This window comes from Marivita sp. (assembly GCF_022763305.1).
Taxonomy (GTDB): domain Bacteria; phylum Pseudomonadota; class Alphaproteobacteria; order Rhodobacterales; family Rhodobacteraceae; genus Marivita.
Genome location: NZ_JALEGT010000100.1, coordinates 65,618 through 92,533, shown reverse-complemented (window position 1 = coordinate 92,533; position 26,916 = coordinate 65,618). Strand labels below are relative to the sequence as shown.

29 protein-coding genes are annotated in these 26,916 nt (G+C 62.6%); 9 read left to right on the top strand and 20 right to left on the bottom strand.

Annotation, left to right across the window (positions count from 1 at the left end):
• Nucleotides 1-7 precede the first annotated feature (7 nt).
• The 9 genes from MRY75_RS17870 to coxB all read right to left on the bottom strand — a co-directional run bounded on the left by MRY75_RS17870 (nt 8) and on the right by coxB (nt 7,492).
• Nucleotides 8-592: a GNAT family protein gene (locus MRY75_RS17870; protein ID WP_292309361.1), complete on the bottom strand. Its 585-nt coding sequence runs from the start codon at nt 590-592 to the stop codon at nt 8-10.
• Complete coding sequence (locus tag MRY75_RS17865) at nt 592-1,854, bottom strand: pitrilysin family protein (RefSeq protein WP_292309360.1); 1,263 nt, start codon at nt 1,852-1,854, stop codon at nt 592-594. The genes MRY75_RS17870 and MRY75_RS17865 overlap by 1 nt, the downstream gene beginning before the upstream one ends.
• Nucleotides 1,851-3,239 (bottom strand): threonine synthase, encoded by a 1,389-nt coding sequence (thrC, locus tag MRY75_RS17860; RefSeq protein WP_292309359.1) that lies wholly within the window; start codon nt 3,237-3,239, stop codon nt 1,851-1,853. The genes MRY75_RS17865 and thrC overlap by 4 nt, the downstream gene beginning before the upstream one ends.
• A 6-nt stretch (nt 3,240-3,245) precedes the next feature.
• Nucleotides 3,246-3,923 carry an SURF1 family protein gene (locus tag MRY75_RS17855; RefSeq protein WP_292309358.1) on the bottom strand — a complete coding sequence of 226 codons (678 nt, stop codon included), beginning with the start codon at nt 3,921-3,923 and terminating at the stop codon, nt 3,246-3,248.
• A 102-nt stretch (nt 3,924-4,025) separates the two neighbouring features.
• Nucleotides 4,026-4,826, bottom strand: a complete 801-nt coding sequence (locus MRY75_RS17850) for a cytochrome c oxidase subunit 3 (protein ID WP_292309357.1) — start codon at nt 4,824-4,826, stop codon at nt 4,026-4,028.
• A gap of 24 nt (nt 4,827-4,850) precedes the next feature.
• Nucleotides 4,851-5,438, bottom strand: coding sequence for a cytochrome c oxidase assembly protein (locus MRY75_RS17845; RefSeq protein ID WP_292309356.1), 588 nt, complete (start codon nt 5,436-5,438; stop codon nt 4,851-4,853).
• Entirely contained in the window at nt 5,435-5,599 is a 165-nt protein-coding gene (locus MRY75_RS17840; protein WP_292309355.1) for a hypothetical protein, read from the bottom strand. Before MRY75_RS17840 ends, MRY75_RS17845 begins: the two co-directional genes overlap by 4 nt.
• A complete protein-coding gene (cyoE, locus tag MRY75_RS17835) occupies nt 5,596-6,537 on the bottom strand; it encodes a heme o synthase (protein WP_292309354.1) in 942 nt (313 codons plus the stop codon). Before cyoE ends, MRY75_RS17840 begins: the two co-directional genes overlap by 4 nt.
• 76 nt (nt 6,538-6,613) lie before the next feature.
• Nucleotides 6,614-7,492: a cytochrome c oxidase subunit II gene (gene coxB / locus MRY75_RS17830; protein WP_292309353.1), complete on the bottom strand. Its 879-nt coding sequence runs from the start codon at nt 7,490-7,492 to the stop codon at nt 6,614-6,616.
• A 187-nt stretch (nt 7,493-7,679) separates the two neighbouring features.
• On the opposite strand from coxB, the gene tldD reads away from it, so the two are divergent.
• The 6 genes from tldD (at nt 7,680) to MRY75_RS17800 (ending at nt 15,794) form a co-directional block, all read left to right on the top strand.
• On the top strand, nt 7,680-9,101 hold the full coding sequence (gene tldD, locus MRY75_RS17825; RefSeq protein WP_292309352.1) for a metalloprotease TldD: 1,422 nt from the start codon (nt 7,680-7,682) through the stop codon (nt 9,099-9,101).
• A 128-nt stretch (nt 9,102-9,229) separates the two neighbouring features.
• Nucleotides 9,230-10,369: a DNA-processing protein DprA gene (gene dprA / locus MRY75_RS17820; protein ID WP_292309351.1), complete on the top strand. Its 1,140-nt coding sequence runs from the start codon at nt 9,230-9,232 to the stop codon at nt 10,367-10,369.
• Nucleotides 10,370-10,579: 210 nt separating this feature from the next.
• The gene (topA, locus tag MRY75_RS17815; protein WP_292309350.1) at nt 10,580-13,156 is read left to right on the top strand and encodes a type I DNA topoisomerase; all 2,577 of its coding nucleotides are present in this window, start codon (nt 10,580-10,582) and stop codon (nt 13,154-13,156) included.
• 169 nt (nt 13,157-13,325) lie between these two features.
• Entirely contained in the window at nt 13,326-14,030 is a 705-nt protein-coding gene (locus MRY75_RS17810; protein WP_292309349.1) for a CoA transferase subunit A, read from the top strand.
• Between the two features lie 22 nt (nt 14,031-14,052).
• Nucleotides 14,053-15,123: a PAS domain-containing protein gene (locus MRY75_RS17805; protein WP_292309348.1), complete on the top strand. Its 1,071-nt coding sequence runs from the start codon at nt 14,053-14,055 to the stop codon at nt 15,121-15,123.
• A 44-nt stretch (nt 15,124-15,167) separates the two neighbouring features.
• Nucleotides 15,168-15,794, top strand: a complete 627-nt coding sequence (locus MRY75_RS17800; protein WP_292309347.1) for a CoA transferase subunit B — start codon at nt 15,168-15,170, stop codon at nt 15,792-15,794.
• 152 nt (nt 15,795-15,946) lie between these two features.
• Here the strand turns inward: MRY75_RS17800 and MRY75_RS17795 are convergent, their stop codons facing one another.
• The 6 genes from MRY75_RS17795 to MRY75_RS17770 form a co-directional block, all read right to left on the bottom strand.
• On the bottom strand, nt 15,947-16,489 hold the full coding sequence (locus MRY75_RS17795; RefSeq protein ID WP_292309346.1) for an adenine phosphoribosyltransferase: 543 nt from the start codon (nt 16,487-16,489) through the stop codon (nt 15,947-15,949).
• A gap of 7 nt (nt 16,490-16,496) precedes the next feature.
• Nucleotides 16,497-17,120 (bottom strand): LysE family transporter, encoded by a 624-nt coding sequence (locus MRY75_RS17790; protein ID WP_292309345.1) that lies wholly within the window; start codon nt 17,118-17,120, stop codon nt 16,497-16,499.
• Nucleotides 17,121-17,137: 17 nt separating this feature from the next.
• Complete coding sequence (locus MRY75_RS17785) at nt 17,138-18,022, bottom strand: S-methyl-5'-thioadenosine phosphorylase (RefSeq protein WP_292309344.1); 885 nt, start codon at nt 18,020-18,022, stop codon at nt 17,138-17,140.
• 60 nt (nt 18,023-18,082) lie between these two features.
• Entirely contained in the window at nt 18,083-18,427 is a 345-nt protein-coding gene (locus MRY75_RS17780; RefSeq protein WP_292270941.1) for a Lin0512 family protein, read from the bottom strand.
• Nucleotides 18,424-18,774, bottom strand: coding sequence for a Lin0512 family protein (locus MRY75_RS17775; protein WP_292309343.1), 351 nt, complete (start codon nt 18,772-18,774; stop codon nt 18,424-18,426). The genes MRY75_RS17780 and MRY75_RS17775 overlap by 4 nt, the downstream gene beginning before the upstream one ends.
• A 148-nt stretch (nt 18,775-18,922) precedes the next feature.
• Nucleotides 18,923-19,528: a flavin reductase family protein gene (locus MRY75_RS17770; protein ID WP_292309342.1), complete on the bottom strand. Its 606-nt coding sequence runs from the start codon at nt 19,526-19,528 to the stop codon at nt 18,923-18,925.
• Nucleotides 19,529-19,627: 99 nt separating this feature from the next.
• On the opposite strand from MRY75_RS17770, the gene MRY75_RS17765 reads away from it, so the two are divergent.
• The 3 genes from MRY75_RS17765 to MRY75_RS21980 all read left to right on the top strand — a co-directional run bounded on the left by MRY75_RS17765 (nt 19,628) and on the right by MRY75_RS21980 (nt 21,710).
• Complete coding sequence (locus MRY75_RS17765) at nt 19,628-20,113, top strand: GNAT family N-acetyltransferase (RefSeq protein ID WP_292309341.1); 486 nt, start codon at nt 19,628-19,630, stop codon at nt 20,111-20,113.
• Nucleotides 20,114-20,144: 31 nt separating this feature from the next.
• Nucleotides 20,145-20,894, top strand: a complete 750-nt coding sequence (locus MRY75_RS17760; RefSeq protein ID WP_292309340.1) for an EcsC family protein — start codon at nt 20,145-20,147, stop codon at nt 20,892-20,894.
• Nucleotides 20,895-21,302: 408 nt separating this feature from the next.
• Nucleotides 21,303-21,710: a GFA family protein gene (locus tag MRY75_RS21980; protein ID WP_366934950.1), complete on the top strand. Its 408-nt coding sequence runs from the start codon at nt 21,303-21,305 to the stop codon at nt 21,708-21,710.
• 8 nt (nt 21,711-21,718) lie between these two features.
• Here MRY75_RS21980 and ptsP read toward each other — a convergent pair whose 3' ends face one another.
• From ptsP to MRY75_RS17735, 5 genes are all read right to left on the bottom strand, one after another.
• Nucleotides 21,719-23,959 carry a phosphoenolpyruvate--protein phosphotransferase gene (gene ptsP, locus MRY75_RS17755; protein WP_292309339.1) on the bottom strand — a complete coding sequence of 747 codons (2,241 nt, stop codon included), beginning with the start codon at nt 23,957-23,959 and terminating at the stop codon, nt 21,719-21,721.
• A 47-nt stretch (nt 23,960-24,006) separates the two neighbouring features.
• Nucleotides 24,007-25,245, bottom strand: coding sequence for an aspartate kinase (locus MRY75_RS17750; protein ID WP_292309338.1), 1,239 nt, complete (start codon nt 25,243-25,245; stop codon nt 24,007-24,009).
• A gap of 81 nt (nt 25,246-25,326) precedes the next feature.
• Complete coding sequence (locus tag MRY75_RS17745) at nt 25,327-25,800, bottom strand: SgcJ/EcaC family oxidoreductase (RefSeq protein ID WP_292309337.1); 474 nt, start codon at nt 25,798-25,800, stop codon at nt 25,327-25,329.
• Nucleotides 25,773-26,423: an SDR family oxidoreductase gene (locus MRY75_RS17740; RefSeq protein WP_292309336.1), complete on the bottom strand. Its 651-nt coding sequence runs from the start codon at nt 26,421-26,423 to the stop codon at nt 25,773-25,775. The genes MRY75_RS17745 and MRY75_RS17740 overlap by 28 nt, the downstream gene beginning before the upstream one ends.
• Nucleotides 26,423-26,857, bottom strand: a complete 435-nt coding sequence (locus tag MRY75_RS17735) for a DUF1178 family protein (RefSeq protein WP_292309335.1) — start codon at nt 26,855-26,857, stop codon at nt 26,423-26,425. The genes MRY75_RS17740 and MRY75_RS17735 overlap by 1 nt, the downstream gene beginning before the upstream one ends.
• Between the last annotated feature and the right edge of the window lie 59 nt (nt 26,858-26,916).

The window sequence follows — 26,916 nt, the reverse complement described above, 5'->3', positions numbered from 1 at the left end:
CTTGGCCCTAGCCCGCATCGGTGCGTCCCCGTCGATCGAGGCGCAGGGCAGCATAAAGCACATGCGTGCGCCAGCGCCCGTCGATCTGAAGGTAGCTTTGCGCCACACCTTCGTATTTGAACCCGGCCTTTTCCAGAAGACCGCGCGACGCCTTGTTCTCGGGCAGGCAGGCCGCCTCGATCCGGCTCAGGTCCAGACGGTCGAAGGCGTAATGCACCACGGCGTCAATCGCCTCGCGCATATAACCCTGCCGCGCGAACGGTTCGCCGATCCAGTACCCCAGTGTGCCGGCCTGCGCAGGTCCGCGCCGGATATTGTCGAGCGTGATCGCGCCCAGCAGCATGTCGTCTTTCCGCCGCAGCAGGAACAGCGGAACGGCAGAGCCATTGCCGATGGCGCGGTTGGCCCAATAGACGCGGTTGGTGAACGCACGTCGCGTCAGGTGGTCTTCCGCCCAGCTTGGTTCCCATTTGGCAAGGAAGCCTTCGCTGTCCCTGCGCAGGGCGCTCCAGGGAGTGAAATCGCTGTGGATCGGCGGGCGCAGTACCATCCGCTCCGTATCGAGCCGAAGCTTGCGCCGCAGGCCGAGCATCAGGCCACGCGGCGTTGGGACAGGGCCGCGAGATCCGGTGCCGTACCGACCGGACCATAAAGCGCCATGGCCGCGGGTGCCTTCCGGACCAGTTGTTCGGCAAAGGCCCGCACGTCGCCGGTGGTGATACTGTCGATCCGCGACACCGTATCCTCGAGCGAGGGCACCTCGCCCCAGATCTGGATCATCCGTGCCAGCCGTTCGGTGCGCGAGGACGGGCTTTCGAGCCCCATCAGCAATCCAGCCTTCATCTGAGCCCGCGCGCGCGCCACCTCGGCAGGGGACATATCTTCTGCCGCGCGCTTCATCTCGTCGATGGTGAGGTTCGTGAGGTCCCGTATCTCTTCGCCACTGGTGCCTGCGTAGATCGTCGTCATGCCAGTGTCGGAATAGGCACCGGTCTGGGCAAAGATCGTATAGCACAGCCCGCGCTTTTCGCGGATTTCCTGGAACAGGCGGCTCGACATGCCGCCGCCCAGAGCCACGGAATAGACCTGAGCAGCATAGAAGTTCGGGTCTCGATAGCCCGGCGACTCAAAGGCGAGTGCCAGATGCGCCTGTTCGAGGTCCTTGACCTTGCGGCTTTCCCCGCCATGGAAGCGTGCGGCATCCGCGATCAGTGCTGGACGGGCGATCATGTCGCCGAAGAGCGCCTCGGCCTGTGACACGATAGCGTCGTGGTCAACCGCACCGGCGGCAGAAAGGATCATTTGATCGGGGCCATAGTGTTCGGACACGAAGGTCGCCAGATCGTCTTTCGAAAAGCCTGAAACCCGGTCCGTTTCGCCGAGGATCGTGCGCCCGATGGGCTGATCGGGATAGGCCTTTTCCTGCAGCCAGTCGAAGATGATGTCGTCCGGCGTATCGGCGGCCTGTCCGATCTCCTGCAGGATCACGTGACGCTCGACCTCGATCTCCTTGGGATCGAAGACCGGGTTGCGCAGAATGTCGGCCACCACGTCCAGAGCCAGCCCCACATCATTGCGGAGCACGCGGGCGTAATAGGCCGTCACTTCGCGCGACGTGTAGGCGTTGATGTAGCCGCCCACATCTTCGATGGCTTCGGCGATCTGCAACGCCGACCGCGTCTTGGTGCCCTTGAACGCCATATGTTCAAGGAAATGCGCGATGCCGTTCTGTTCGGGGCGTTCGTGCCGCCCGCCAGCCGTGACCCAGATGCCGATGGCTGCACTTTCCAGACCGGGCATATGCTCGGTCACGATGCGAAAGCCGTTGGGAAGTGTGGCGGTCTGGACGGTCAAGAGGCGATCCGATCTTTGATGAGGGTTTCAAGCTGGTCGAGGTCGTTGGGCACGCGTGTCACGCGCTCGTCGCGGTCAAAGAGGTCCGCCATGCGGTCCGGCAGGGGCGGGCGGATGCCGCTGGCTTTCTCCACCGCGTCGGGGAATTTCGCCGGATGCGCCGTGGCAAGCGTGATCATCGGCACGTTGGGATCGCGCAGGTCTTCGGCCACCTTCACGCCAATGGCGGAATGCGGACAGAGCAATTCGCCCATGTGGCGGTTCGCATGGGCGATCATCGACAGTGTTTCGTCTTCGCTGACGCCCCCGCTGTCATAATGCTCGCGCAGCACCTGCATTGCGCCCTGGCTGACATGGAAGCCGCCCGCTTTGAGTTCGTCCATCAGTTGCGCAACGGCGTTGCCGTCGCGGTTGTAGGCATCAAACAGCGCACGTTCGAAATTCGAGGACACCTGAATGTCCATCGACGGGCTGATAGACGGCGTCACGCTGTCGGTGACATAGCCGCCCGTGCTCAGGCAGCGATGCAGGATGTCGTTCTGGTTGGTGGCCACCACCAGCCGGTCGATGGGCAGGCCCATGCGCTTGGCGATGTAACCCGCAAAGATGTCACCGAAATTGCCGGTGGGGACGGTAAAGCTGACGGTGCGATCTGGTGCGCCCAAGCTGACAGCGGACGAGAAGTAATAGACGACCTGCGCCAGCACACGGCCCCAGTTGATCGAGTTCACGCCAGCGAGTTTCACCGAATCGCGGAACTCGAAATGGTTGAACATGTCCTTCAGACGCGCCTGACAATCGTCGAACGTCCCATCCAGCGCCAGCGCATGGACATTCGATTCCACCGGCGTCGTCATCTGGCGGCGCTGCACCTCGGACACCCGGCCATGCGGGTAGAGGATGAACACGTCTACCGCATCCAGCCCACGGAACGCCTCGATCGCCGCCGAGCCGGTGTCGCCTGAGGTCGCACCAACGATGGTCACGCGCTTGCCGCTGCGGGACAGTGCCTCTTGGAACATCTGGCCGATAAGCTGCATCGCGAAGTCCTTGAACGCGAGCGTCGGGCCGTGGAACAGCTCCAGCAGGAAGTGCCCATTGCCGAGCTGCACCAGCGGCGCGCGGGCATCGTGGCCGAAATTTGCGTAGGCCTTGGCGATCAGGTCGGCGAAAACCTCATCCGTGAAAGCGTCGCCCACGAAGGGGCGCATCACGCGGAACGCGATCTCTTCATAGGACAGCCCGTGCATCGCGCGGATGTCATCTGCGGAAAGTGTCGGGATGGTCTCAGGCACATAAAGACCGCCGTCGCGGGCAAGCCCGGACAGCATCGTGTCTTCAAATCCAAGCGCCGGGGCTTTTCCGCGGGTCGAGATATACTGCATCGGGCCTCAGCCTTCCTTCGTCTGTCGCAAGCGCCACACCAGCGCGATGGTTCCGATCAGCCACACGACGGCGAGCGAGAACCAGGTGATTGCGTATTGGAGGTGATCGTTCGGAATGCCGCTGGTGTCCACCGGCAGGGGCGTCACACCGGGATCAGCGGGCGACATGTTGCGGGCAATCACCAGAAGCGGTTCGGTTTCAAGCTGCTCGGCCATCTGACCAACATCGCGGGCGAACCATGTGTTGCCGCTCACGTCGTTTTCGGGCGTGGCTGACGTTCTGTCATCCGGCCAGTGCAGGTTGCCAGTGATGTCTTTCTCGCCACCGTCACGCGTTGTGCCGCGCTCGGCCACGGGGATGAAGCCCCGATCCACCAAGATGCGGCGGCCGTCCTCTGTCACGAAAGGCGAGATCACGCGATACCCGGCGCCGACCTGTTTCTGCGAGACCAGAACATAAAGCTCGTCCGACCCGAGCGTGCCGCTCAACTGGACCGGCTGATAGCGATGCTCTGCGGGATCACCCGTCGCGGGCAGCGGGGCGGGGGCCCCGCCGATCCGGCTGTCGATTTCAGCGAGAACGCCCTCTTTCCAGTCCAGTCGCTGCATCTGCCAGGTCCCAAGCCCCACGAGGATCGCGGTGCCGATCAGACCGGTGACCAGAGGCAGGAAGATGCGGGACAAAACAGGGCTCCTGAGAGTGGCAAAGGCGCGCCGGTCGGGCGCGCCTTGCTTTATCCTTGATGGCGGGGTCCGTTCAAGCCGGAACACCCGTGTCCGGTGCGGTTACTGGCCCCAGACGTAGACGGCTGCGAAAAGGAAGAGCCAGACCACGTCCACGAAGTGCCAGTACCATGCCGCCGCTTCGAACCCGACGTGTTTCTCGGGGCTGAAGTGACCGCGTGTCAGACGCATCAGACAGACGAACAGGAAGATCGTCCCGATGATGACGTGTGCACCGTGGAAGCCGGTCGCCATGAAGAAGTTGGCACCGTAGATGTTGCCGGCAAAGCCAAAGCCTGCGTGGCTGTATTCGTAGGCTTGCAGCAGGGTGAAGATGAAGCCTAGGGCGATGGCGATGATCAGACCCCACTTCATGTCCTGACGGTTGTTCTCGTGCACGAGGGCGTGGTGCGCCCATGTGGCAGCGGCACCCGAGCAGAGCAGGATCAGCGTGTTGATCAGCGGCAGGTGCCACGGGTCAAACGTTTCGATTCCCACCGGCGGCCAGACACCGTCAATGGCCGGGCTGTCCGGACCCATCGGGTACATGGCGTGCTTGAAGAAGCTCCAGAACCACGCCGCGAAGAACATGACTTCGGACATGATGAACAGGATGAAGCCATATTTCAGACCGATGCGCACCACCGGGGTGTGATCGCCGACCTGGCTTTCGGCCACGACGTCGGACCACCATGCGAACATGGTGTAAAGAACGCCGACAAGGCCGATCAGGAACAGCCAGGGGCCACTGTCGTGCATCCACAGAACCGCCCCGAAGAGCATCGCGAACCCGGACACCGCGCCGATGAACGGCCAGACGGAGGGGTTCAGGATGTGATAGTCATGATCTTTTGCGTGCGCCATTTTGGTCCCTCGTGGCTATAGGCGTTAGTTCAGAGAACCGCTGTCGGTCCGTTCCGCGTCGAGCATCGCCTGCGTTTCTTCGGGCAGATCAATCTCGTGGAACGTGTAGGACAGGGTGATGTGCTTCGCGAATTTCGCGTCGGTGTCGTTCATGATGTCGGGGTCAACGAAAAAGCTGACGGGCATTTCCACCCGCTCACCGGGCATCAGGATCTGCTCTTCAAAGCAGAAACACGCGATCTTCGAGAAATAGAGGCCAGCGCCGTAAGGCGCGACGTTGTAGCTTGCGGTGCCCGCGATAGGGCGGTCGGTGGGGTTGTAGGCCTCATAGAAGGCCAGACCCTCTTCGCCAAGGCGCAGTTCCACCTCGAGCTGCATCGGCTTGAATTCCCACGGCATGCCGCGTTCGAGCGACGCATCGAACCGAACCTTGATGGTGCGGTCCACAATCTCGACGCTGCCTGCTTCGGCGACATTCGTTGTGCCCCCAAAGCCGGTCACGCGGCAGAACCAGTCGTAAAGCGGCACCGACGCCCAGGCCAGTGCGCCCATGAAGACGACGACGGCGGCACCCTGAAGGGCGGTCTTCTTCTTCGGATCAAGCGGTTTCATTGGCTCACCGATGTTGTTGCCGGGGTCTCATAGTCCCCGCGCGTGACTTTGACGACAGTGAGGCCGAACACGATGGCGATCAGCCCGGCAAGAACCAGACCAACGCCCACGTTGCGGCCGAACCGGCGCTCGTGAAGTTCGTGCTGCTTGGACAGGCTCATGCCCAAACTCCGATCTTGTCGAGCCCCGCTTCGATCAGGATCGCGCCGAAATGGGCGAAGAGATAGAGCAGGGACAGTTTGAAGAACTTGCGCTCGACAAGGAAGTTGTCCTCTTCGGACATATCCTCGTCCCGGCGCCAGATGCGGTAGGCGCCCATCAGGAACATCGCGTTCAGCACCACCGAAGTCACGATATAGAACGGCCCGCCGATGGATGTGAAGCCAGCCGCAACCGCGAGGATGGCCAGCAGGATGGTGTAGCCCAGAATATGATTGCGCGTCGCGCGGCGACCGTGGGTCACGGTCAGCATCGGCACGTCCGCGTTGTCGTAGTCCTTGCGCATGAACAGGGCCAGCGCCCAGAAATGCGGCGGGGTCCACATGAAGGTCAGACAGAACATCAGCACGGATTCAACGCTCACACCGCCGGTTGCCGCCGCCCAGCCGATCATCGGAGGGAAGGCGCCTGCCGCACCACCGATGACGATGTTCTGCGGGGTCCAGCGCTTGAGCCACATCGTGTAGATCACGACGTAAAAGAAGATGGTAAAAGCCAGCAGGCCAGCGGCGACCCAGTTGGTCGCAAGGCCGAGGAACACAACCGAAAAGGCCGACAGGGCGATGCCGATGGCAAAGGCTTCGTCGCCCGTGACCTTGCCCGCAGGGATCGGGCGGCGCTGGGTGCGCTTCATCACGGCGTCGATATCGGCATCCCACCACATGTTGAGCGCACCGGACGCTCCGCCACCGATGGCGATGAACAGGATCGCACAGAAACCGATGAAAGGGTGCACGGGGGTCGGTGCGGCCAGCAGCCCGACAAAGGCGGTGAACACGACAAGCGTCATCACGCGCGGCTTGAGAAGCGCGAAATAATCGCTGAACTGCGCCTCATTCTGGGCGACATGCGACTGTGTGTTGATGCTTGTATCGGTCACGTGTGTCTCAACTGCGTTGGGTCAGTAGGGGCCGGTCGGTGAGGCGCACGCGAGGGCCGCGTGCGCCGGAGTGTCTTCAGTTCGTCAGAACCGAGCGGACATCCACATATGCGCCTTCCGCCTTGGAAGCTTCCAGCCATGCGTCATATGTGGCCTGATTCACGACCTTGACCGTGATCGGCATATAGGCATGCGCAAGGCCGCAAAGCTCGGAGCACTGGCCGAAATACACGCCTTCTTTCTCGGCGGTGAACCACAGCTCTGCCAGACGGCCCGGAACCGCGTCCTGCTTCACGCCGAAGGCCGGGATGGTCCACGAGTGGATCACGTCTGCGCCTGTCACCTGCATCACGACGGTCTTGCCGACGGGCACGACCACGGCGGTGTCGGTGGCCAGCAGGAAGTCTTCCTTGCGGTAACCCGCTTCGACGAGCTGCGCCTCGACCTCGGGGGTCATGCGGTTGTCGCCACCGGTGAAGGGCGAGCCGATCATGTAGCCATCATAGGCCAGGTCTTCGCCGATATACTCATAGCCCCAGTACCACTGGTAGCCTGTGACCTTGATGGTCAGGTCGCCTTCGGGGATTTCCTGCTGCTTGAACAGCACCGGCAGCGAAAACGCGCCGATGAACACCAGGATCAGGATCGGGCCAACGGTCCACGCGATCTCGAGCGGGGTGTTGTGGGTAAAGCTGGAAGGGGTCGGATTGGCACGGCGGTTGTAGCGCACGATGCAGAAGGCCAGCAGTGCGGTCACGAAAAGCACGATGGCGGTGATGATAATGAGGATCATCCCGTCCAGCCACTGAAGGTCGCGCGCCAGTTCGGTTGCCGCGGGTTGAAAGCCTGTTCCCCGGTCCACCGGAGAGCCGATTGTTTCAAGCGTCTGCTGGGCAAACGCCGGAGCTGCGGCAAAGCTGGTGGCCAGACCCAAGAGCAAAGATTTGAGTTGCATGTCTTACCCTGATCGGTTGCGTGTTCTGTCAATTGCAAGGTCGGGCGCGCTCGGGCAGAAGCCGGCACAATCCTCCCGTTGTCTTGGGAGCGGTTAAAACCATATTCTGAGCATCAGTTAAAGAAGCTTGCTTGCGGCAAAAACGCGCTTTCTTTGATCTGGATCAAATCACACCTCTGGGGGTTTCATGACCGACACGTCTTTCCAACCATTCGACACGCATCTTGATCAGGACCGCGCGCTGGCGCTGTTGAAAGAGGCCGTGGCGGGGGCGGACGATGGGGAGCTGTTCCTCGAACGACGCCGGTCCGAAGTGCTGGTCTTCGATGATGGCCGGGTGAAAACCGCCAGCTATGACGCGTCCGAAGGATTCGGCCTGCGCGCGGTCCGCGGCGAGGTGGCGGGCTATGCCCATTCCACCGACATCTCCGAATCGGCGATCAAACGCGCGGTGGACACTGCACGGCTTGCCGTGGGCGAGGGCGGTGGCACGCTGGCGGACAAACCAGCCGGGACGAACACCCGGCTCTACACCGATGCGGATCCGATCGCGGGCCACAGCTTTCCGGTCAAGGTGGACACATTGCGCGAGATTGACGCCTTTGCCCGCGATCTTGATCCGCGCGTGGTTCAGGTCAGCGCGACGATTGCCGCCTCCTTGCAGGAAGTGGCGATCCTGCGCCCCGAGGGCACGCTGGTGTCCGACACCCGCCCCATGACCCGCGTCAATGTGAGCGTCATCGTCGAAGAAAACGGCCGCCGCGAATCGGGAACGGCCGGTGGCGGCGGGCGCGTGCTGCTTGATGGGTTGCTGGACCCTGCGGACTGGCAGGACAAGGCCCGCGAGGCGTTGCGCATCGCGCTGGTTAATCTCGATGCGGTTCCGGCCCCTGCCGGGGTGATGGACATCGTGCTTGGGCCGGGCTGGCCAGGTATTCTGTTGCACGAGGCCGTGGGGCACGGGCTCGAGGGTGATTTCAACCGCAAGGGCAGTTCCGCCTTTGCCGGGCTGATGGGCCAGCAGGTCGCTGCCAGGGGCGTGACCGTTCTGGACGACGGAACCATTCCCGACCGCCGTGGCTCGATCACCGTCGATGACGAAGGCACACCCTCGGGCAAGAACGTGCTGATCGAGGATGGGAAACTCGTCGGCTACATGCAGGACCGCCAGAACGCGCGGCTGATGGGTGTGGCCCCCACCGGCAATGGGCGGCGTGAGAGCTATGCGCATATCCCGATGCCGCGCATGACCAACACCTACATGCTGGGTGGCGATGCCGACCCGTCGGACATTGTCGCCGATCTCAAGGACGGCATTTGGGCCGTGGGATTCGGCGGCGGGCAGGTGGACATCACCAATGGCAAATTTGTGTTTTCCTGCACCGAGGCCTATCGCGTGAAGGATGGGAAGGTTGGCGCACCTGTCAAAGGCGCGACGCTCATCGGTGACGGGGCCACCGCGCTCCAGCAGATTCGCGCGCTGGGCAATGACATGGCGCTGGATCCGGGCATGGGCAATTGCGGCAAGCAGGGGCAATGGGTGCCCGTCGGGGTGGGTCAGCCCACCGTCATGATCGGAGGCCTCACGGTCGGCGGGGCTCAAACGTAAAAAAAGAAAGTCTGGATAACAGTGGCTTACCGAGTGGGGCGCGCATTTTCCCTGCGCGCCCTGCCTGCGTTCACCACTGATTAACCAGTGAAGGCCTATCCCTGTTCCTGCAAGCGGACGGAGGCAGGATGGCCTTGGAACAGAACTCTTCCACTCACCCCCTACTCCCACCCACCACGGAAGACCAAAGGTTTGACTGGCTCCGTCTCTTGCGCTCGCGCCGGGTGGGGGTCAGCACCTTCTATCGGCTGATGGGCGACTATGGCAGCGCGTCCGCCGCGCTTGACCATCTGCCCGACATTGCCCGTGCCGCCGGGGTCGATGATTACAGCCTGTGTCCCGAAGCCGTGGTTCAGGCGGAACTCCGGGCGGGCCGCGACTGCGGCGCCCAGCTTGTCTGCCGCGGCGACGCAGCCTATCCCGAGGCGCTGTGCGATCTTGACGATGCACCCCCCATGCTCTGGGTCATGGGCAGCACTGACATCCTGACCAGGCCGCAGATCGCGCTGGTGGGTGCGCGGAACGCATCCTCTCTTGGGGGCCGCATGGCCCGTGCGCTTGCCGCAGGGCTGGGCAACGCGGGGTTTGTCGTCACCTCGGGCCTCGCGCGGGGCATCGACACGGCAGCACATGTCGCCGCGCTCAAGACCGGCACGATCGCCGTCTTCGGGGGTGGAGTCGACGTGCTTTACCCGTCCGAGAACGCCAAACTCGCCGAAGACATCGTTGCGCAGGGCGGGGCGCGGGTCAGCGAGCAACCGATGGGCCTGCAACCACAGGCGCGGCATTTTCCGGCCCGCAACCGCATCATTTCCGGCATGGCCCGGGCGGTGATCGTGGTCGAGGCAGCCGCAAAATCCGGCTCGCTGATCACGGCGCGTATCGCGCTCGATCAGGGGCGCGAGGTAATGGCTGTGCCCGGCCATCCGTTCGACGCCCGCGCCAGCGGGTGCAACATGCTCCTGCGTGACGGGGCCCGCCTTGTCCGCAGCGCCGAAGACGTGATCGAAGCACTGGCGCCGATTGCTCTTGCCGTGCCCGCCCAGTTGCCGCTGGACGCGCCCCGGGCACAGGACCGGTCGCTTGCCGAAACCGCGCAGCTGCACCAGTCCATCCTCGACCGGCTGGGCCCGTCACCGATGGGAGAGGATCAGCTGATCCGCGATCTCGGAACGTCCTCGCGGATCGTTTCGCCAGCTCTGACGGATCTCGAACTTGCAGGCCGGATTCATCGTCAACCGGGTGGCCTGATTTCGCGTGTCATCTGACCGGCGCGCCAAAAATTTCCCAATTTTTGAATTTTTCCTTACAAGGAAAATCCCGTCCGAAACTCGCGGTCCAAGACGGCTGCGGTACGTCGGTCCTGCGGTGGTTGAGCACAGCCCCGATTGACAATTCCCGCTTGCGCCCCACCTCTTGCGCCGCCATATGCGGAACACCCAAGGATGTCTTGGAACGGTCAGAGAGGTCTTCATTACATGCCAGTTGTCGTTGTCGAATCCCCGGCAAAAGCCAAAACGATCAACAAGTATCTGGGGTCTGACTACACCGTTCTGGCATCCTACGGCCATGTGCGCGACCTGCCGCCCAAGGACGGATCGGTCGACACCGAAAACGGCTTTGACATGAAGTGGGAGGTCGCCGCCGACTCGCGAAAGCACGTCGCTGCCATTGCCGATGCTCTCAAGAACGACGATGCGCTGATCCTCGCAACCGACCCTGATCGCGAAGGCGAAGCGATCTCATGGCACCTGAAGGAAGCGCTGACCAAGCGGCGGTCGATCAAGAAGACGACCGACGTCAAGCGCGTCACCTTCAACGCCATCACCAAGGCCGCTGTGACCGAAGCAATGGCCAATCCACGCGACATCGACGCGCCGCTGGTCGAGGCCTATCTCGCGCGCCGTGCGCTTGACTATCTGGTGGGTTTCAACCTCTCGCCGGTGCTTTGGCGCAAACTGCCCGGCGCGCGCAGCGCAGGGCGCGTGCAGTCCGTCTGCCTGCGGCTCATCGTCGAACGCGAGATGGAAATCGAAGCCTTCCGGCCACGCGAATACTGGTCGGTCAAGGCACTGCTCTCGACCCCGCGCGGACAGGAATACGAGGCGCGGCTTACCGTTCTGGCGGGCAAGAAGCTGGATCGTTACGACCTTGAGAACGAAACCCAGGCCGAACTGGCCGTTCAGGCCATCACCAGCCGCGACCTGACCGTTCAGTCGGTCGAGGCGAAACCCGCCTCGCGCAACCCGTCGGCCCCCTTCATGACCTCCACGCTTCAGCAGGAGGCCAGCCGCAAGTTCGGCATGGGCGCGCGCCAGTGTATGAACGCAGCGCAGCGCCTCTACGAGGCCGGGCACATCACCTATATGCGGACCGATGGCATCGACATGGCCCCGGAAGCCGTCGAACAGGCGCGCGCAGCGATCAAGGACCGCTATGGCGCCGAATACGTTCCGTCGCAGGCCCGCATCTACAAGAACAAGGCCAAGAACGCGCAGGAAGCGCACGAATGCATTCGTCCAACCGATATGTCCAAGGATGCCGCCAGCCTCAAGATCAGCGATACGGACCAGCGCAAGCTCTACGATCTGATCTGGAAGCGCACGCTGGCCTGCCAGATGGAATCCGCACGTCTTGAACGCACCACCGTCGATGTGGGCAGCGCCGATGGGCAGGTCGTCCTGCGTGCAACCGGGCAGGTGGTTCTGTTTGACGGGTTCCTCCGCGTCTATGAAGAAGGCCGCGATGACGCCGTGGTCGATGACGACGACAAGCGCCTGCCGCAGATCATGCAGGGCGAAAAGGCTGAAAAGCGCGGGATCACGCCCGACCAGCATTTCACCCAGCCGCCGCCCCGCTATACCGAGGCGACGCTGGTCAAGAAGATGGAAGAACTTGGGATCGGCCGCCCGTCGACCTATGCCAGCATCATCACCACGATCCAGGACCGCGAATATGTCCGCAAGGATCAGAACCGCCTGATCCCCGAGGACAAGGGCCGGATCGTGACGATCTTCCTGCTCAATTTCTTCAAGCGCTACGTGGAATACGATTTCACCGCTGCGCTCGAGGACGAGCTCGACCATGTGAGCGCGGGTGAGGGCGACTATAAGGAACTGCTCGCCAAGTTCTGGCGCGATTTCTCGGCCGCGATTTCGGAAACCTCGGACCTGCGGATCACCGAAGTTCTCGACGTGCTGGACGAGGCGCTGGCGCCGCAGCTTTATCCGCCGCGCGAGGATGGCAGCGATCCGCGTATCTGTCCGAAATGCGGGCAGGGGCGGCTGCATCTGAAGACCTCGCGCACGGGCGGGTTCGTCGGCTGCGGAAACTATCCCGAATGCACCTACACCCGCCCCATCGCGGGCGAGGGTGCCGAAGGCGAAGAACGCGTGCTCGGCGAACACGAGGGCGAGGAAATCTGGCTCAAGTCCGGCCGCTTTGGTCCCTATGTCCAGAAGGGCGAGCCAACGCCCGAGAACAAGAAACCACCCCGCGCCAGCCTGCCCAAGGCCAAGGGCGATTTCCTGCCCGGCTGGTCACCCGATGATGTCACGCTTGAAAAAGCGGTCACGCTCCTGACCCTGCCGCGCATCGTGGGGATGCATCCGGACGGCGGCGAAGTGAAGTCCAACCTCGGGCGGTTCGGCCCGTTCATCATGCATCAGCTCCCTGACGAATCGAAACCGGTCTACGTCAACCTCAAGGAGTTCCAGGACGTTTTCGAGATTGGCATGAACCGCGCCGTGGAACTTCTTGCCGAAAAGCGCGCCAATCCCGGTCGTGGCCGCGGTGCCGCTGTAGCCCCGCTCAAGGAGCTTGGCGAACACCCGCAGGACGGCGGCATGATCGTGGTGATGGAAGGACGTTACGGGCCCTATGTGAAATGGGAAAAGGTCAACGCGACTTTGCCCAAGGATGTCACGCCCGATGCCGTGACAATGGAGATGGCGCTGGCGCTGATTGCCGAGAAGGCATCCAAATCCGGCGGCAAGAAAAAGGCCGCAGCGAAGAAGCCTGCAGCCAAGAAAAAAACGGCCGCCAAGAAATCCTGACCGGGTCTTGTGAACCGCCGCATCCGGGCAGTTGAGAGAGTTCGAAAAAGTGTCAACTTTATCAGTGGTGTGCGAAGTTGACACATCCGCAGGTGGCTGCGCGCAGCGTTGACTTAGGGGCTGTGACACGCCAAAACAGCGTGGCGTTGAACAGCGGGGGAATATCGCGATGCAGAAAGTCTACGGATCGGCCACCGAGGCGCTTGATGGCGTGCTGAAGGACGGCATGCTGATTGCCGCAGGCGGGTTTGGCCTGAGCGGCATTCCGGAGCTGCTTCTGAGCGCGATTCGCGACAGCGGCGTCAAGGACCTGACCTTCGCGTCCAACAACGCAGGCGTGGATGATTTCGGCATCGGCATTCTGCTGCAGACCCGTCAGGTCAAGAAAATGATCAGCTCGTATGTGGGCGAGAACGCGGAGTTCATGCGTCAGTATCTCTCGGGCGAGCTGGAACTGGAATTCAACCCACAGGGCACCCTGGCCGAGCGCATGCGCGCTGGCGGCGCGGGCATCCCGGGCTTCTACACCAAGACCGGTGTCGGTACCGTGATCGCCGAAGGCAAGGACCACCGCGATTTCAACGGGGAGACCTATATCCTCGAAGAGGGCATCTTTGCCGATCTCTCCATCGTCAAGGCCTGGAAGGCCGACACGACAGGCAACGCGATCTTCCGCAAGACCGCGCGCAACTTCAATCCGCCCGCCGCGATGTGCGGCAAGGTCTGCATCATGGAGGTCGAGGAAATCGTCCAGCCGGGCGAGCTTGATCCCGATCACATTCACCTGCCGGGCATCTATGTGCACCGCATCATTCAGGGCGAGCATGAAAAGCGCATCGAACAGCGTACGACACGCCCAAGGCCGGCAGCCTGACGTAGGGACGCACCGTATCGCCGTGGAACGATCTGTCGAGAAACCAAAACTGACCTCGGTCCTGGATGACAGCCAGGCCTTGGCCGGCTTTTCCCGGCTGAGCGTCGCCATGGTGATCACCAACCCGAACTCCGACGACAACCCGATCGTCTACATCAACGACGCGTTCGAACGGACCACCGGCTATCAACGCTCGCGCGTGATCGGTCGGAATTGCCGCTTTCTGCAGGGGCCGGATACGGATCCCAAGGCGGTCGAGATGATCCGCAGCGCCATCGAGGCCGGCGAGGATGTCAGCGTCGATATCCTGAATTATCGCGCCACGGGCGAGGCGTTCATGAACCGGCTGCTGATTGCGCCGATCAATGACGGATCCGGCAAGCCTGTCTACTTTCTGGGTATCCAGAAAGAACTGCGCGACGATGAAAAGGACCGCGCGTCCGAGGCAACGCGTCTGCATCTCGACACCGTCTGTTCGCGGGTCAACCAGGATCTCGGACTCATCGTCAGCTCTCTCGTCGACAATGCCGACGAGAACGGCTCGCTTTCGCCCGAAGCCAACAAACGGCGTCTGCGGATGCTCGACCTGCTGCCCCGGCGGCTGGAATGTCTGCAATTCGTCTACGAAGAGATGAAGCTCGCGGACGAACAGTGGAACCGGGACGGGATCGATCTTGGGTCGCTGCTGTCGCGGATTTCGCACACCATCGCCCATAACGAAGGCCGACCCGGCGTGCGGTTCGTGTCCCTGATCGAACCGCTTGAGGTGAATCTCGACACGGCAATCCGCATGGCGCTGATCACCTTCGAACTGGTGTCGAACGCGTTCCAGCATGCGTTCGACGGGCTGGATCAGGGCTATCTCGAATTGCGGGTCAATCGGCTGGCCGCCGGTGGATTGCGTATGACGATCTCGGATGACGGCGTGGGAATTCCCCGCAAGATGACTTTTCCGTCCGCCGATTCCGTTGGCGGTCGCCTGGTCTCGTCCTTGCTCGACGGTCTGGACGGAACGCTCAACGTCGTGCGCGGTGCGGCCGGTACGGTGATCATGATCGACGTCCCCGTCGGTTTTACGGACTTCAAGGGATAACGCCGCAGCATGCGGTTCTGACGATTAACGAAGGGAAGACCACTATGGCATGGGATCGCAACCAGATGGCGGCGCGCGCGGCGCAGGAGCTGCAGGATGGCATGTATGTCAACCTTGGGATCGGCATCCCGACGCTCGTATCGAACTACATTCCCGAGGGCATGACCGTCACTCTGCAGTCGGAGAACGGGATGCTGGGCATGGGTCCGTTCCCCTATGAGGGTGAGGAAGATCCTGACCTGATCAACGCGGGCAAGCAGACGATCACCGAACTGCCGCACACCAGCTATTTCGACAGTGCCACCTCCTTCGGCATGATCCGCGGCGGAAAGATCGCCATGGCGATCCTGGGCGCGATGGAAGTGGCGGAGAACGGCGATCTGGCGAACTGGATGATCCCGGGCAAGCTCGTGAAGGGCATGGGCGGCGCGATGGACCTTGTGGCTGGCGTGGGTCGGGTGATCGTGGTGATGGACCACACGAACAAGCACGGAGACAGCAAGGTGCTCAAGGAATGCACCCTGCCGCTGACCGGAGCCGGCGTGGTCAACCGCATCATCACCAATCTTGGCGTGCTCGATGTGGTCGAGGGCGGTCTTAAGATCGTCGAGGTTGCGGATGGCGTGACCGAGGATGAGCTACGGGCCGCAACCGAGGCCACCCTCGTCTGAGGCGGGACCGAATTTTCAAAAAATTCGGGCGCACTCCTTCGAAAGAGTGCGCCCTTTTTCGTCAAGGGCAGCGCTGGCTTTGACCTTCGGCCTTGGGGGTTTCACCCCCAAACCCCCAGCATATTTGGAAAAAGAAGAAGCAGGGGGCGGGGTCAAAGACCTTCGAATGCGCAGAGCGCGTGCACGTCCATGCCCATCGCCTCGAGCTTCTTGCGACCACCCAGATCGGGCAGGTCAATGATGAAGGCGCAGCCGATCACCTCGCCGCCCAGCCGTTCGATCAGTTTCAGCCCGGCTTCCGCCGTCCCACCTGTAGCGAGCAGATCGTCGACCAGCAGGATCTTTTCGCCCGGCTGGATGGCGTCATCGTGGATCTCGACCACCGCCTCGCCATATTCAAGCGTGTACTCTTCCGAAATCACCGCACCGGGCAGCTTGCCCTTCTTGCGCACCGGGACGAAGCCGACCGAAAGCTGGTGTGCAATCGCACCTCCAAGGATGAAGCCGCGCGCCTCGAGCCCCACCACCTTGTCGAAGCGCACACCCGCATAGGGGTGCAGCAACTGGTCGATGGCCATACGGAAGCCGCGCGCATCAGCGAAGAGCGTGGTCACATCGCGGAACATGATCCCTTCATGCGGGAAATCGACGATGGTACGGATGTAGTCTTTGACGGTCTTTGTGGTCTTGGTCATGTCGGTCTCAGTTTGTGCGGCGGGCAAGGGCGGTCAGCGCCCCCATGGCGATCAGGGTGGCCCCTCCGGCGCGGGTCAGCCAGCCGATGACGCTCTCGCGTCCGATCCAGCCACGCAGCCGGTCGGCGGCCAGCGCATAGGCAAAGGCGTTGAGAGCGGCGAGCGTGACGAAGGTGGCGATGAGTATGGCGAATTGCGGCAGGAGAGGCGCATCAGGCGTGATGAACTGCGGCACGAAGGCGATGAAGAACGCAATGGATTTGGGGTTCAGTGCCGTGACGAGGGCGGCATGGGCAAAGACCGATCGCGCTGCGACACTCTGATCCGTCACCGGAAGAGCGGCACCGGGAGCGGAGCGCAGAAGTTTGATGCCGAGATACACAAGGTAGATGGCACCCACCCACTTCAGCACGGTGAAAAGCGTGGCCGAGGCCAGCACCAGCGCGCCCAGCCCGGCGAGCGAGAGGCTCATGGCGATGAAATCGCCCAGGGCGACACCACTGGCCGAGGCGATGGCCACGCGCTTGCCCTGGCTCAGCGCGTAGGACAGCACCAGCAGAACGGTGGGGCCGGGGATCAGCAGCAGCGCGGTCGAGGCGGCGACAAAGGTCAGCCAGAGGTCGATGCTCATATCGGGTCAGCCTTGGATCATGTGCGCCCAGAAAGCACGCGTCCTGCAACCGCGTCCAGCTTTTTGATCATCTCCGGGTCGCGGGCCTCGGGCGCGGTGATCAGCGCGTGTTCCAGCGCGGTGTCGCAGCCTTGGGGGCAGGCGGGCCGGTCGGTGCCCAACAGCGCGGGCAGGGCCTTGATCATCCGCCGCGCGGCGTCGGCATTGCCGGTCAGCACGCGGATGATGTCGGTCACCTCGACTGCGTCATGGCCGGGGTGCCAGCAGTCATAATCGGTGACCATCGCGACGCTGGCATAACACAGCTCTGCCTCACGGGCGAGTTTCGCCTCGGGCATGTTGGTCATGCCGATCACCGAACAGCCCCATTGATCGCGGTAGAGGTTGGACTCCGCGAGCGTCGAGAATTGCGGCCCTTCCATCGCAAGATAGGTGCCGCCCTCATGCACCGTGACCCCGGCCTGTCGCGCGGCCTGTGCACAGGTTTTGCCGAGCTCGCCGCAGACCGGGTGGGCGACCGACACATGCGCCACACAGCCGGTGCCAAAGAAGCTTTTTGGCCGGGCAAATGTGCGGTCGATGAACTGGTCGACGATGACGAAATCACCTGGCGCCATCTCTTCACGGAACGATCCGCAGGCGCTGACGCTGATCACGTCCGTCAAGCCCAGCCGTTTCAGCGCGTCGATATTAGCGCGGTAAGGCACGTCGGACGGGCTGTGCACATGGCCGCGCCCGTGACGGGGCAGGAACACGATCTCGAGACCGTCCAGCGTACCGCAGTAAAGCTGATCCGAAGGTGCGCCCCATGGGGTGTCTACGGTGTGCCATGCGGCGTCCTGCAACCCGTCCACGGCATAAAGCCCCGATCCGCCGATCACACCCAGTTTGCGGCTTGCCATATGCGCCTCCGATCCGGTTCAGCGCAGTCTTGCAGCGTGGACCCACTGCATCAAGAGCGGTCAGCCCTGACGCGGCAAAAAGGCCTCGACCGCTGCAGTGGCGATCACCAAGGTGGAGCCGCTGTCGGGGTTGGTGACGTTCAGGCCACCCTCAACGGCCGTCACCGTGGCGCGGCCTCGGGGCAGGCCCTTCGCCAGTTCCGCGCAATCCACCTTGTCGGGCTCGGCCACGCCCACCGTCACTTGCACCCGCATCTGGTCGTGCGGCAGGCCGGTGGCGTCAAAAAGCGGGATCGAGGAATGGCGGATCGCGTCTTCGATCGCGCGGGCGGCGGCCTTGGTGTAGTCCATGCCGTATTGGTCGTTGCCCATGCCCATTTCGATGATGAACCGCTGGTCGCTCATGCCACGCCCTCCAGATCGAGTGCGACCGAGATCGCGACATTGGCGATCACGGTCGGCTTTCCGCCATCGGTGCGCGGCACGTCCAGCCCGCCTTTGCGGGCAATTACAGCGACTTGGCCATAAGGGAAGATCGCTGCGATTGTGTCGGTGTCGAGCGCGTCGGGGTTCTGGACGCCGACCTCGACGGTGATCTGCATGTCGGATTTGTCCTTGCCGTAAAGCTCCGCAAGGTTGATCGAATTGTGCCACAGAGCATCCCGCACAGCCCGCGCGGCGGCTTCGGTATAATCCTGTCGGCGCAAGGAAGACCCCATGCCGAATTCGGTCAGCAGACGTTTGGCGGGCATATCGTGTAAACCTTTTGCTAAAAGACCGGATCGGACCCAATGTTTCGCGCGCGAAACAATTCGAACCGGTTGTGCCTCTGGCACACAAACCATCCGGGGGATGGTTTGAGGTGAGAATGGGCGGAGCCCCGGGTATGCAAGACGTGACCTATTCTCCGGGGCGCTTCAGGCTGAACTTTTCGTGGATCACCGAATAATCGCGGTAACCCATGCGCGTCAGCGGGTTGAAACGCAGCACGTCGAATTCGCCATCCACGATGCAATCGTCGCGCATGTGAACGCCTGTGACTTCGCCGAAGACGGCGAAATTGGCCTCTCCGGGCAGTTTGACGATCTGGGTCAGTTTGCATTCCAGCGTGGCGGGCGCACCCTCCACGCGGGGGCAGTTGATCGTGTCGCATTCGGCTTTGTCGATGCCCGCATGCGCGAATTCGTCCACATCGCGGTCCCATGCGCCCGAGGTCTGATTCATCGCGTCGCGCATGGCGTATTCGACGATGTTGACGGCGAAGACACCGGTGTCGCGGATCTGGGCCACGCTGTCCTTGGTGTCGCCGCGATCCGGTTTGGCGGAAGTGGAAGCGAACATCACCTGCGGCGGGACGTAGGCCACGGCATTGAAGAAGGAATAGGGCGCAAGATTGTCCTGCCCGTCGCTGCCACGGGTCGAGATCCAGCCGATGGGGCGGGGGGTCACGATGGCGTTGAACGGGTTGTGCGGCAGGCCGTGGCCGTCTTCGGGGCGGTAGAACATAAGGGCAAGCTCCCTGTTTGCCGATTGTTTTCCAGCGTGATAGGCCGTTTCGCAGCGGAATGCACGGGGGTGTGCCGCACGTCAACGAAGAGCGGTTTTATGTTCACCCTGAGACCGGAAACCAAAGGCGACTGGTGGGAGGTCGAAGCCCTCTACGACCTGTGTTTCGCACCGGGACGCGAGGCGCTGTCATCCTACCGGTTGCGGGATGGCATCCCGCCGGTGGCGAGCCTCAGCCGGGTGGCGCGGGACGAGCAGGGGATCGTGGGCGGCGCCATCCGGTACTGGCCTGTGCGGGTCGCAGGGCAGAGGGTTCTGCTCTTGGGGCCGGTGGCCGTACACCCCACCGCGCAGGGTGAGGGGCTGGGTGGTGCGCTCATCCGCGACAGTCTGGACCAAGCGCAGAGCGAAGGCTGGGCGCGGGTGCTCCTGGTGGGGGATGCGCCCTACTACAAGCGGTTCGGGTTCTGGAAGATCGACGGGGTCGAGATGCCACCGCCCACCAACCCGGACCGGGTTCTGGCATTGGAGCTGGAGCCGGGCGCGTGGGACGGCGTTGAAGGTGTTGTGCAGCGGGACGCTTGAACCGTACGGCACATGTCCCCAATTGTACGGTATGACAGGAACCGATCTCGTGCCTCAGGACACCCAGACTGCCATCGCTTCGTTGGCCCGCCGCCACAAGGCCGCCGGGGGAGTTGGCCTGCAGGTGCTCAACATGATCGGAGGGCGGGCCGAAAACCTGCTCGAACGGTTGCCGCAGCCGGTGAAACTGGGTCTGGAGGGCGCGACGGAGCGCGCTTTGAGGGTCGCGCTGCAGGCCGCAAGGCAATCGCGCGGCGTGGTGCCGGACCAGAAGGGCTGGCTCAACACGGCGGTCACCACGGCGATGGGGGCCGTTGGCGGCGCTGGCGGTTTGCCGACGGCGCTTGCGGAACTGCCTGTGACGACCACGGTGCTTTTGCGTGCGATTCAGGGCATTGCGGCGGAATATCAGTTTGATCCGAACGATCCCGACGTGCTGGCCGATTGCCTGACCGTGTTCGCAAGTGCCGGACCCTTGGCCGATGATGACGGGGCGAACATGGCGTTCCTGACCACAAGGGTGACGCTGACGGGGACGGCGGTGCACGGGATCATGAAATCCGTGGCGCCCAAGCTTGCGACCGTGCTGGGCCAGAAGCTTGCCGCGCAGACCGTGCCGATCCTTGGGGCGGCTGCGGGAGCGGCGACGAATTACGCTTATACCAGCTACTATCAGAAAATGGCCCATGTGCATTTCGGGTTGCGGCGGCTGGCGATCGACTCTGGCATGTCCGAGACGCTGCTGGTCGAAGAACTGCGTCGGGCGATGAAAACGGTCTGAATTCTGCTTAAATTATCCCAACGGTTCACCCGATCTTAACGTTAATGGCGGAAATTGGCCCTGTTCCCGATGAAGCTCGGGGGCATGAGCGGACGGGGCGTCGTGATCCAATCATGATCCGGCACCGGACCATTGCGCACCCGTTCGCCTCACAGGCTCTGACAGCACGCGGGTCGGAAAACCCGGCTTTGGTCAGCCAGAATGGCTGAGGCGTGCTGTTGGGGTTTGGGGCGGAATGGCCTGTTTCTCGCGGTCTGTTCCGATAAAGGCTCTCGCGACGGGATCGCCGCTTCGGTGGCGGCATGCGCCTCAGTGCAAGTTTGACCTTGGTTCAGCGCACCGATAGTCCTACCCGACTTATTTGTGTTTTGTCGGCGACCAAGCAGCTGCTTCGCTGGGGGGCTTTTCATGGAACATGAGACACTCGGACAGTGCCTCTGCGGCGTGGTGAAATTCCGCATTGCGGGGGCATTCGACAGTTTCTTTCTGTGCCATTGCACGCGGTGTCGCAAAGATAGTGGCTCGGCCCATTCGGCGAACCTGTTTTCATCTTCTGCGACGATCACTTGGGTTTCAGGCGTCGATCAGGTTCGGACGTTCAGGCTGCCGGGCACAAGGCACATGAAGTGCTTTTGCGCAGAATGCGGGTCGGCCCTGCCATTTCAGCAAGGGACAAAAAACATGGTCGTCGTGCCCGCGGGGTCACTGGATAGTCCTGTCAACATTCGGCCGAACGCGCATATCTGTTGGTCAAGCCGCGCGACCTGGGACGAAGACCTTGCCTCTTTGAACCAGATCGCAGGACTTCCGGAGTAAAGTCGCACTCAACTCAACCCGCGCAGATACTCCATCACCGCCGGCCGTACCGATTGCTCCCCGGCATCGCGCGCGTCGTGGATGACGGTGCGCACGTCGTCGAGGTTGCACCGTCGCAGCAGATGCTTGACCGGGCCGACGGAGGCGGGGCGCATGGACAGGGAATGCAGGCCGATTGCGGCGAGGCAGAGGGCTTCGACCGGGCGGCCGGCGTCTTCCCCGCAGAAGGAGAGGCGGGTGTTGGTGGCCGCGCAGCGTGCAACGATATCTTCGAGGAAGCTCAGGAAGCTGACGTTCAGCGTATCGTAACGGCGGCGGACGCGTTCGTTCTCGCGGTCGGCGGCGAAGAAGAACTGCTTGAGGTCATTACCGCCAATCGACAGAAACTCGACCTCTTCGTAGAATTTCTTGCACGCATAGGCGAGCGACGGGGTTTCCAGCATCGCGCCGATTTCCAGCTTTTCGGGCAGGGTGTGCCCCAGCTTTTTCTCGCGGGCGATGGCCTTGTCCACCTCGGCGCGGGCCGCTGTATACTCCTCGTACTGCGCGATGAACGGGAACATCAGAGACAGAGGGCGGCCATTGGCGGCGCGCAGAAGCGCCTGCAACTGCATCCGCATCACGCCCGGCTTGTCGAGGCCGACTCGGATCGCACGCCATCCCAGCGCGGGGTTCGGTTCGTCCTGCGCCTGCATGTAGGGCAGCACCTTGTCCGACCCTATGTCGAGCGTGCGGAAGACCACGCGCTTGCCCTTGGCGGCGTCAAGCACGCGGGCATAGAGCGCGGCCAGTTCGGTCCGCTTGGGCATCTGGCTGCGGACGAGGAATTGCAGCTCGGTGCGGAAGAGGCCGACGCCTTCGGCACCGGAGCTTTCCAGCGACGGCAGGTCGGCCATCAGGCCCGCGTTCATGTCGAGACGGATGGTCTTGCCGCAGAGTGTGACTGCGGGCTTGTCTCGGATCGAGGCATAGCGTTCCTGCGCCTTGGCCTGCATCGCCATCTTGTCGCGGAAGGCGTTGACGACGGTGTCGTCGGGACGCAGATGCACCACGCCCTGATCGCCGTCGACCATCACATGATCGCCGTTCAGCGCCTCGTTCTGGATGCGCTTGGCGTTGATGACGAGCGGGATCGCCAGCGCGCGGGCGACGATGGCGGCATGGCTGCCGACAGAGCCTTCCTCGAGAATGATGCCGCGCAATTGGCGGCCGTATTCGAGCAGTTCGCCTGGACCGATATTGCGGGCGACGAGGATCGGGTTCTCGGGCAGTTCGGCGCCGGTCTGGTGGCCCTGACCCGTCAGGATGCGCAGCAGCCGGTTCGACAGGTCGTCGAGATCCTGAAGACGTTCGCGCAGATAGGCGTCTGTCGCCTGCAACATGCGGGCGCGCACGTCGGACTGTTCCTTTTCGACGGCGGCTTCGGCGCTGAGACCGCGGTCGATGTTCTCCTCCATGCGGCGCAGCCAGCCCTTGGAGTTGGCAAACATGCGGTAGGCTTCGAGGACCTGCACCTGTTCGGTGTCACCGCTGGCACCGGCGAGCAGTTGATCGACACTCACGCGCAGGTTTTCCACCGCTTCGGTCAGGCGCACATGTTCGCGGGCCGGGTCATCGGCGACTAGGTTGGTGACGACGACGCGCGGTTCATGCAGCCAGATATGCCCTTCGGCAGTGCCTTCCTGTGCGGTGACGCCGCGGATCAGCACCGGCTGCGTGTGGCGTGCGCGCAGGGCGGCACCTTCGCCGACAAAGGCCCCCAGTTCGGTCATTTCGGCCAGCACCATCGCCACGACTTCGAGCGCATAGACTTCGTCGGCGCTGAATTCGCGGGCTTCCTTGGACTGCACGACCAGAACACCCAGCTTTTCGCCGAGGCGCTGGATGGGGACGCCGAGGAAGCTGGAATAGATCTCCTCGCCGGTTTCCGGCATGTAGCGGAAGCCTTTGGCCGAGGGCGCATCGGCGGCGTTGATCACTTTTCCGGTGCGGGCAACGCGACCGACGAGGCCTTCGCCCAACTTCATTCGGGTTTGGTGCACGGATTCGGGGTTGAGGCCCTGAGTCGCGCAAAGTTCGAGCGTTTCGTCGTCGCGGAACAGGTAGATCGAGCACACTTCGGTGCCCATGGAATCGGCGGTCAGATGGGTGATCTGATCCAGCCGTTCCTGGCCCGCCGCCTGGCTGGCCATCGTGTCGCGCAGCCGCCCAAGCAGCTTGCGGCTTTCGCTTTCCGCGCGCTCAACCATACTCTGCCCCTCGCGTGCCGCCTTACGTGACAGCGCAGGTCACGTGGTCAGGAGGCTTTCTCCAGTTCGAACGCATCATGCAGCGCCTGAACGGCAAGTTCCATGTATTTCCGGTCGATCAGAACGGAAATTTTTATCTCGGAGGTTGTGATCACCTTGATGTTGATCCCCTCTTTGGCGAGTACTTGGAACATTTTGGCGGCCACGCCGGTGTGGCTGCGCATGCCGATGCCCACCACCGAGACCTTGGCGACACCGGTGTCTGCCACGATGTCGTGGAAGTTGATCTTGCCCGCCGTCTTGGCATCGCTCATCGCCTTTTCGGCGCGCTTGACCTGATCGGTGGGGCAGGAGAAGGTCATGTCGGTGCGACCCTCTTCCGAGATGTTCTGCACGATCATGTCGACATTCACGCCCGCCTCTGACAGCGGTGTGAAGATCGCCGCGGCGATGCCGGGGCGGTCGGCGACGGAGACGAGGGTCATCTTGGCCTCGTCGCGGGAATAGGCCACGCCTGCTACAACATTGCTTTCCATGATGTCCTCCTCGTCGCAGACCAGGGTTCCTGCGTCGTCAGATTGTTCCTCGAAACTGCTGAGCACGCGCAGTTTCACCTTATACCGCATCGCCAGTTCGACCGAGCGGGTTTGCAGCACTTTTGCGCCCAGAGACGCGAGTTCCAGCATTTCCTCGAACGCGATGCGGTCAAGCTTGCGGGCCTTGTCGCAGATGCGCGGATCGGTGGTGTAGACACCGTCCACGTCCGTATAGATGTCGCAGCGTTCCGCGCCGAACGCGGCGGCGAAGGCGACAGCGGTGGTGTCGGACCCGCCACGGCCCAGCGTCGTGATGCGGCCTTCGGGGCTGATGCCCTGAAAGCCTGCGACGACGGCAACCTTCATGCCTTCGCCGAATTTGCGGTTGATGTTGTCGGTGGGGATTTCCTCGATCCGGGCCGAGGAATGGGCGGAGGTGGTTCTCACCGGAACCTGCCAGCCCTGCCAGCTGCGCGCGGGGATATCCATTTCCTGCAGCGTCAGCGCCATGAGGCCCGCAGTGACGTTTTCGCCCGAGGACACGACGGCATCGTATTCGCGCGCATCGAAAAGCGGCGAGGTTTCGTTGACGAAGCCCACCAGCTTGTTCGTTTCGCCGGACATGGCGGAGACTATGACGATCACGTCATAGCCCTTGGCGACCTCGACGCCGACACGTTTGGCCGCACGGCGGATGCGGTCGAGCGTGGCGACGGAGGTTCCGCCGAATTTCATCACGAGAACGGGCATATTGGCCTCCCGGGTCAGACTCAGCGGGTGCTTTACGTCGGGTGGCGGTGCCGCGCAAGAGCGCTGCGTGATGTGGGCCGATTACGTGTCCCGATAGTCAACAGCGGTGAGGTCGCCGGTGTTCACATGGGTCTCCTTGCCGGGGACCACATCGGTGTTCTGCGCCGCGACGGCCTGCCAGCCATCTGGCGTGTTCTGCAGCACGAATGTCAGGATTGTCTGGCGCGTGTTCGCGGTTGTGCCGTCGGGGGCGGTCTGGCCGGTCAACGTAAAGCGGCACTGAACGACAGCATGGTCCGGGCCAAGCTGGCGTGTGGTGGTCACGCCGGGTTTCAGCGTCGTGTTGCCGAAAAAGGATTTGAGCGCGTAGTCATGCGCCTTTGAGATTGCCGCCCGGTTGCGCCACCAGAGGCCAGTGACGTTCACGAAATCCGCGTCTTCAGCAAACAGCGCACCGATGCGATGACCATCGCGGCTGTGCCAGGCGTCGGCAAAGGCCTTTGGGAACTCTTCGGGGGCCGAGACCGTCAAAACGGCATCGCGTCGCCGTTCCACATCTCGAAACAGCCGGTGGTGTCGAGCGACAGGGCGTCGAAGCGGTGCAGAAGCCCGCGTGCGGACTCGTCCGTTCCGATGTCGGCGGCGTCGGTGCCCATGTCGGTGCGGACCCAGCCGGGATGGTAGATGCCCACCGGGATGCCCTGCGGTTTCAGATCGACGGCAAGGTTGCGGCCAAGGTTCAGGGCTGCGGATTTGGACGCACGGTAGATATAGCTTTGTCCTTTCGCGCGGGTGCTGGACCCCATCTGTGACGAGATGATCGCCAGCTTCGGCGCGCTGCTGCGTTTGAGATGCGGCAGGAACGCCATCGCGGTCAGGTAGACGCCGGTCACGTTGGTGGCGAAGCTGTCGGCCCAAAGTTGCGGGTCAGTCAGGCTGTCGGTGGGCATGCCCTTTTCGAGATAGACGCCCGCGTTGCAGACCAGAAGGTCGATGGGCGTGTCCTTGAGACGGTCCGCCAGGGCGGCGCAGCTTTCAGGATCGCGCACATCCAGCGGCAGGAGCGTATCGTGGTCTGCGCTGCGGGTGGTGCCGAAGGCGGTGTCGCCGCGGTCTTGGGCGGCGCTAAGAAGGGCTGCGCCGATGCCGCGATTGGCACCGGTGATAAGAATATTCATCAGTTCGATTTCCGTGTCGGCGTAAAGGGCAGGGGGGCGATGGGCACGCCGTCTTCGATCAGTTTCTTTGCTTCGTCGCCGCGCGTTTCGCCCCAGATAGGGCGCTGGGGCGCGTCGCCTGTGTGGATCGCGCGCGCCTCTTTGGCGAAGTCACGGCCGACGTAATCAGAGTTCTTCTCGACGTATTTCTTGAGTTCGGCCAAAGCCTGTTCCGCCGGGCTGGCCGGTTCGGTCAGCCTGGGTTTGGCCGGAGGCGTTGCAGCCTTGTCGGTGGTGCTCACACGCGGGGCCATCATCGCCTTGTTCACCTGCGTGGTGCCACAGACCGAACAGCTTACCATGCCCGAGGCATGCAGCTTGTCGAAAGCGGTTCCGGATTGGAACCAACTGTCGAACTGGTGGTCATTTGCGCATTTCAGGGTGAACTGGATCATCGAGATGCCTGCGGGGGTGCTTTTCTGGTTGTTGTCGGTTGTTCAAAAATAAGCGTTTG

Coding starts and splice junctions, on each gene's coding strand:
- ptsP (WP_292309339.1), bottom strand. CDS start 23,959: ATGGTTGAGCGCGCGGAAAGCGAAAGCCGCAAGCTGCTTGGGCGGCTG.
- MRY75_RS17850 (WP_292309357.1), bottom strand. CDS start 4,826: ATGGCGCACGCAAAAGATCATGACTATCACATCCTGAACCCCTCCGTC.
- MRY75_RS21980 (WP_366934950.1), top strand. CDS start 21,303: ATGGAACATGAGACACTCGGACAGTGCCTCTGCGGCGTGGTGAAATTC.
- MRY75_RS17810 (WP_292309349.1), top strand. CDS start 13,326: ATGCAGAAAGTCTACGGATCGGCCACCGAGGCGCTTGATGGCGTGCTG.
- MRY75_RS17740 (WP_292309336.1), bottom strand. CDS start 26,423: ATGAATATTCTTATCACCGGTGCCAATCGCGGCATCGGCGCAGCCCTT.
- MRY75_RS17870 (WP_292309361.1), bottom strand. CDS start 592: ATGCTCGGCCTGCGGCGCAAGCTTCGGCTCGATACGGAGCGGATGGTA.
- MRY75_RS17775 (WP_292309343.1), bottom strand. CDS start 18,774: ATGCCCGCCAAACGTCTGCTGACCGAATTCGGCATGGGGTCTTCCTTG.
- MRY75_RS17845 (WP_292309356.1), bottom strand. CDS start 5,438: ATGAAACCGCTTGATCCGAAGAAGAAGACCGCCCTTCAGGGTGCCGCC.
- MRY75_RS17780 (WP_292270941.1), bottom strand. CDS start 18,427: ATGAGCGACCAGCGGTTCATCATCGAAATGGGCATGGGCAACGACCAA.
- thrC (WP_292309359.1), bottom strand. CDS start 3,239: ATGCAGTATATCTCGACCCGCGGAAAAGCCCCGGCGCTTGGATTTGAA.
- topA (WP_292309350.1), top strand. CDS start 10,580: ATGCCAGTTGTCGTTGTCGAATCCCCGGCAAAAGCCAAAACGATCAAC.
- MRY75_RS17760 (WP_292309340.1), top strand. CDS start 20,145: ATGACAGGAACCGATCTCGTGCCTCAGGACACCCAGACTGCCATCGCT.
- dprA (WP_292309351.1), top strand. CDS start 9,230: ATGGCCTTGGAACAGAACTCTTCCACTCACCCCCTACTCCCACCCACC.
- MRY75_RS17735 (WP_292309335.1), bottom strand. CDS start 26,857: ATGATCCAGTTCACCCTGAAATGCGCAAATGACCACCAGTTCGACAGT.
- MRY75_RS17840 (WP_292309355.1), bottom strand. CDS start 5,599: ATGAGCCTGTCCAAGCAGCACGAACTTCACGAGCGCCGGTTCGGCCGC.
- MRY75_RS17790 (WP_292309345.1), bottom strand. CDS start 17,120: ATGAGCATCGACCTCTGGCTGACCTTTGTCGCCGCCTCGACCGCGCTG.
- tldD (WP_292309352.1), top strand. CDS start 7,680: ATGACCGACACGTCTTTCCAACCATTCGACACGCATCTTGATCAGGAC.
- MRY75_RS17795 (WP_292309346.1), bottom strand. CDS start 16,489: ATGACCAAGACCACAAAGACCGTCAAAGACTACATCCGTACCATCGTC.
- MRY75_RS17750 (WP_292309338.1), bottom strand. CDS start 25,245: ATGCCCGTTCTCGTGATGAAATTCGGCGGAACCTCCGTCGCCACGCTC.
- MRY75_RS17765 (WP_292309341.1), top strand. CDS start 19,628: ATGTTCACCCTGAGACCGGAAACCAAAGGCGACTGGTGGGAGGTCGAA.
- MRY75_RS17800 (WP_292309347.1), top strand. CDS start 15,168: ATGGCATGGGATCGCAACCAGATGGCGGCGCGCGCGGCGCAGGAGCTG.
- coxB (WP_292309353.1), bottom strand. CDS start 7,492: ATGCAACTCAAATCTTTGCTCTTGGGTCTGGCCACCAGCTTTGCCGCA.
- MRY75_RS17785 (WP_292309344.1), bottom strand. CDS start 18,022: ATGGCAAGCCGCAAACTGGGTGTGATCGGCGGATCGGGGCTTTATGCC.
- MRY75_RS17770 (WP_292309342.1), bottom strand. CDS start 19,528: ATGTTCTACCGCCCCGAAGACGGCCACGGCCTGCCGCACAACCCGTTC.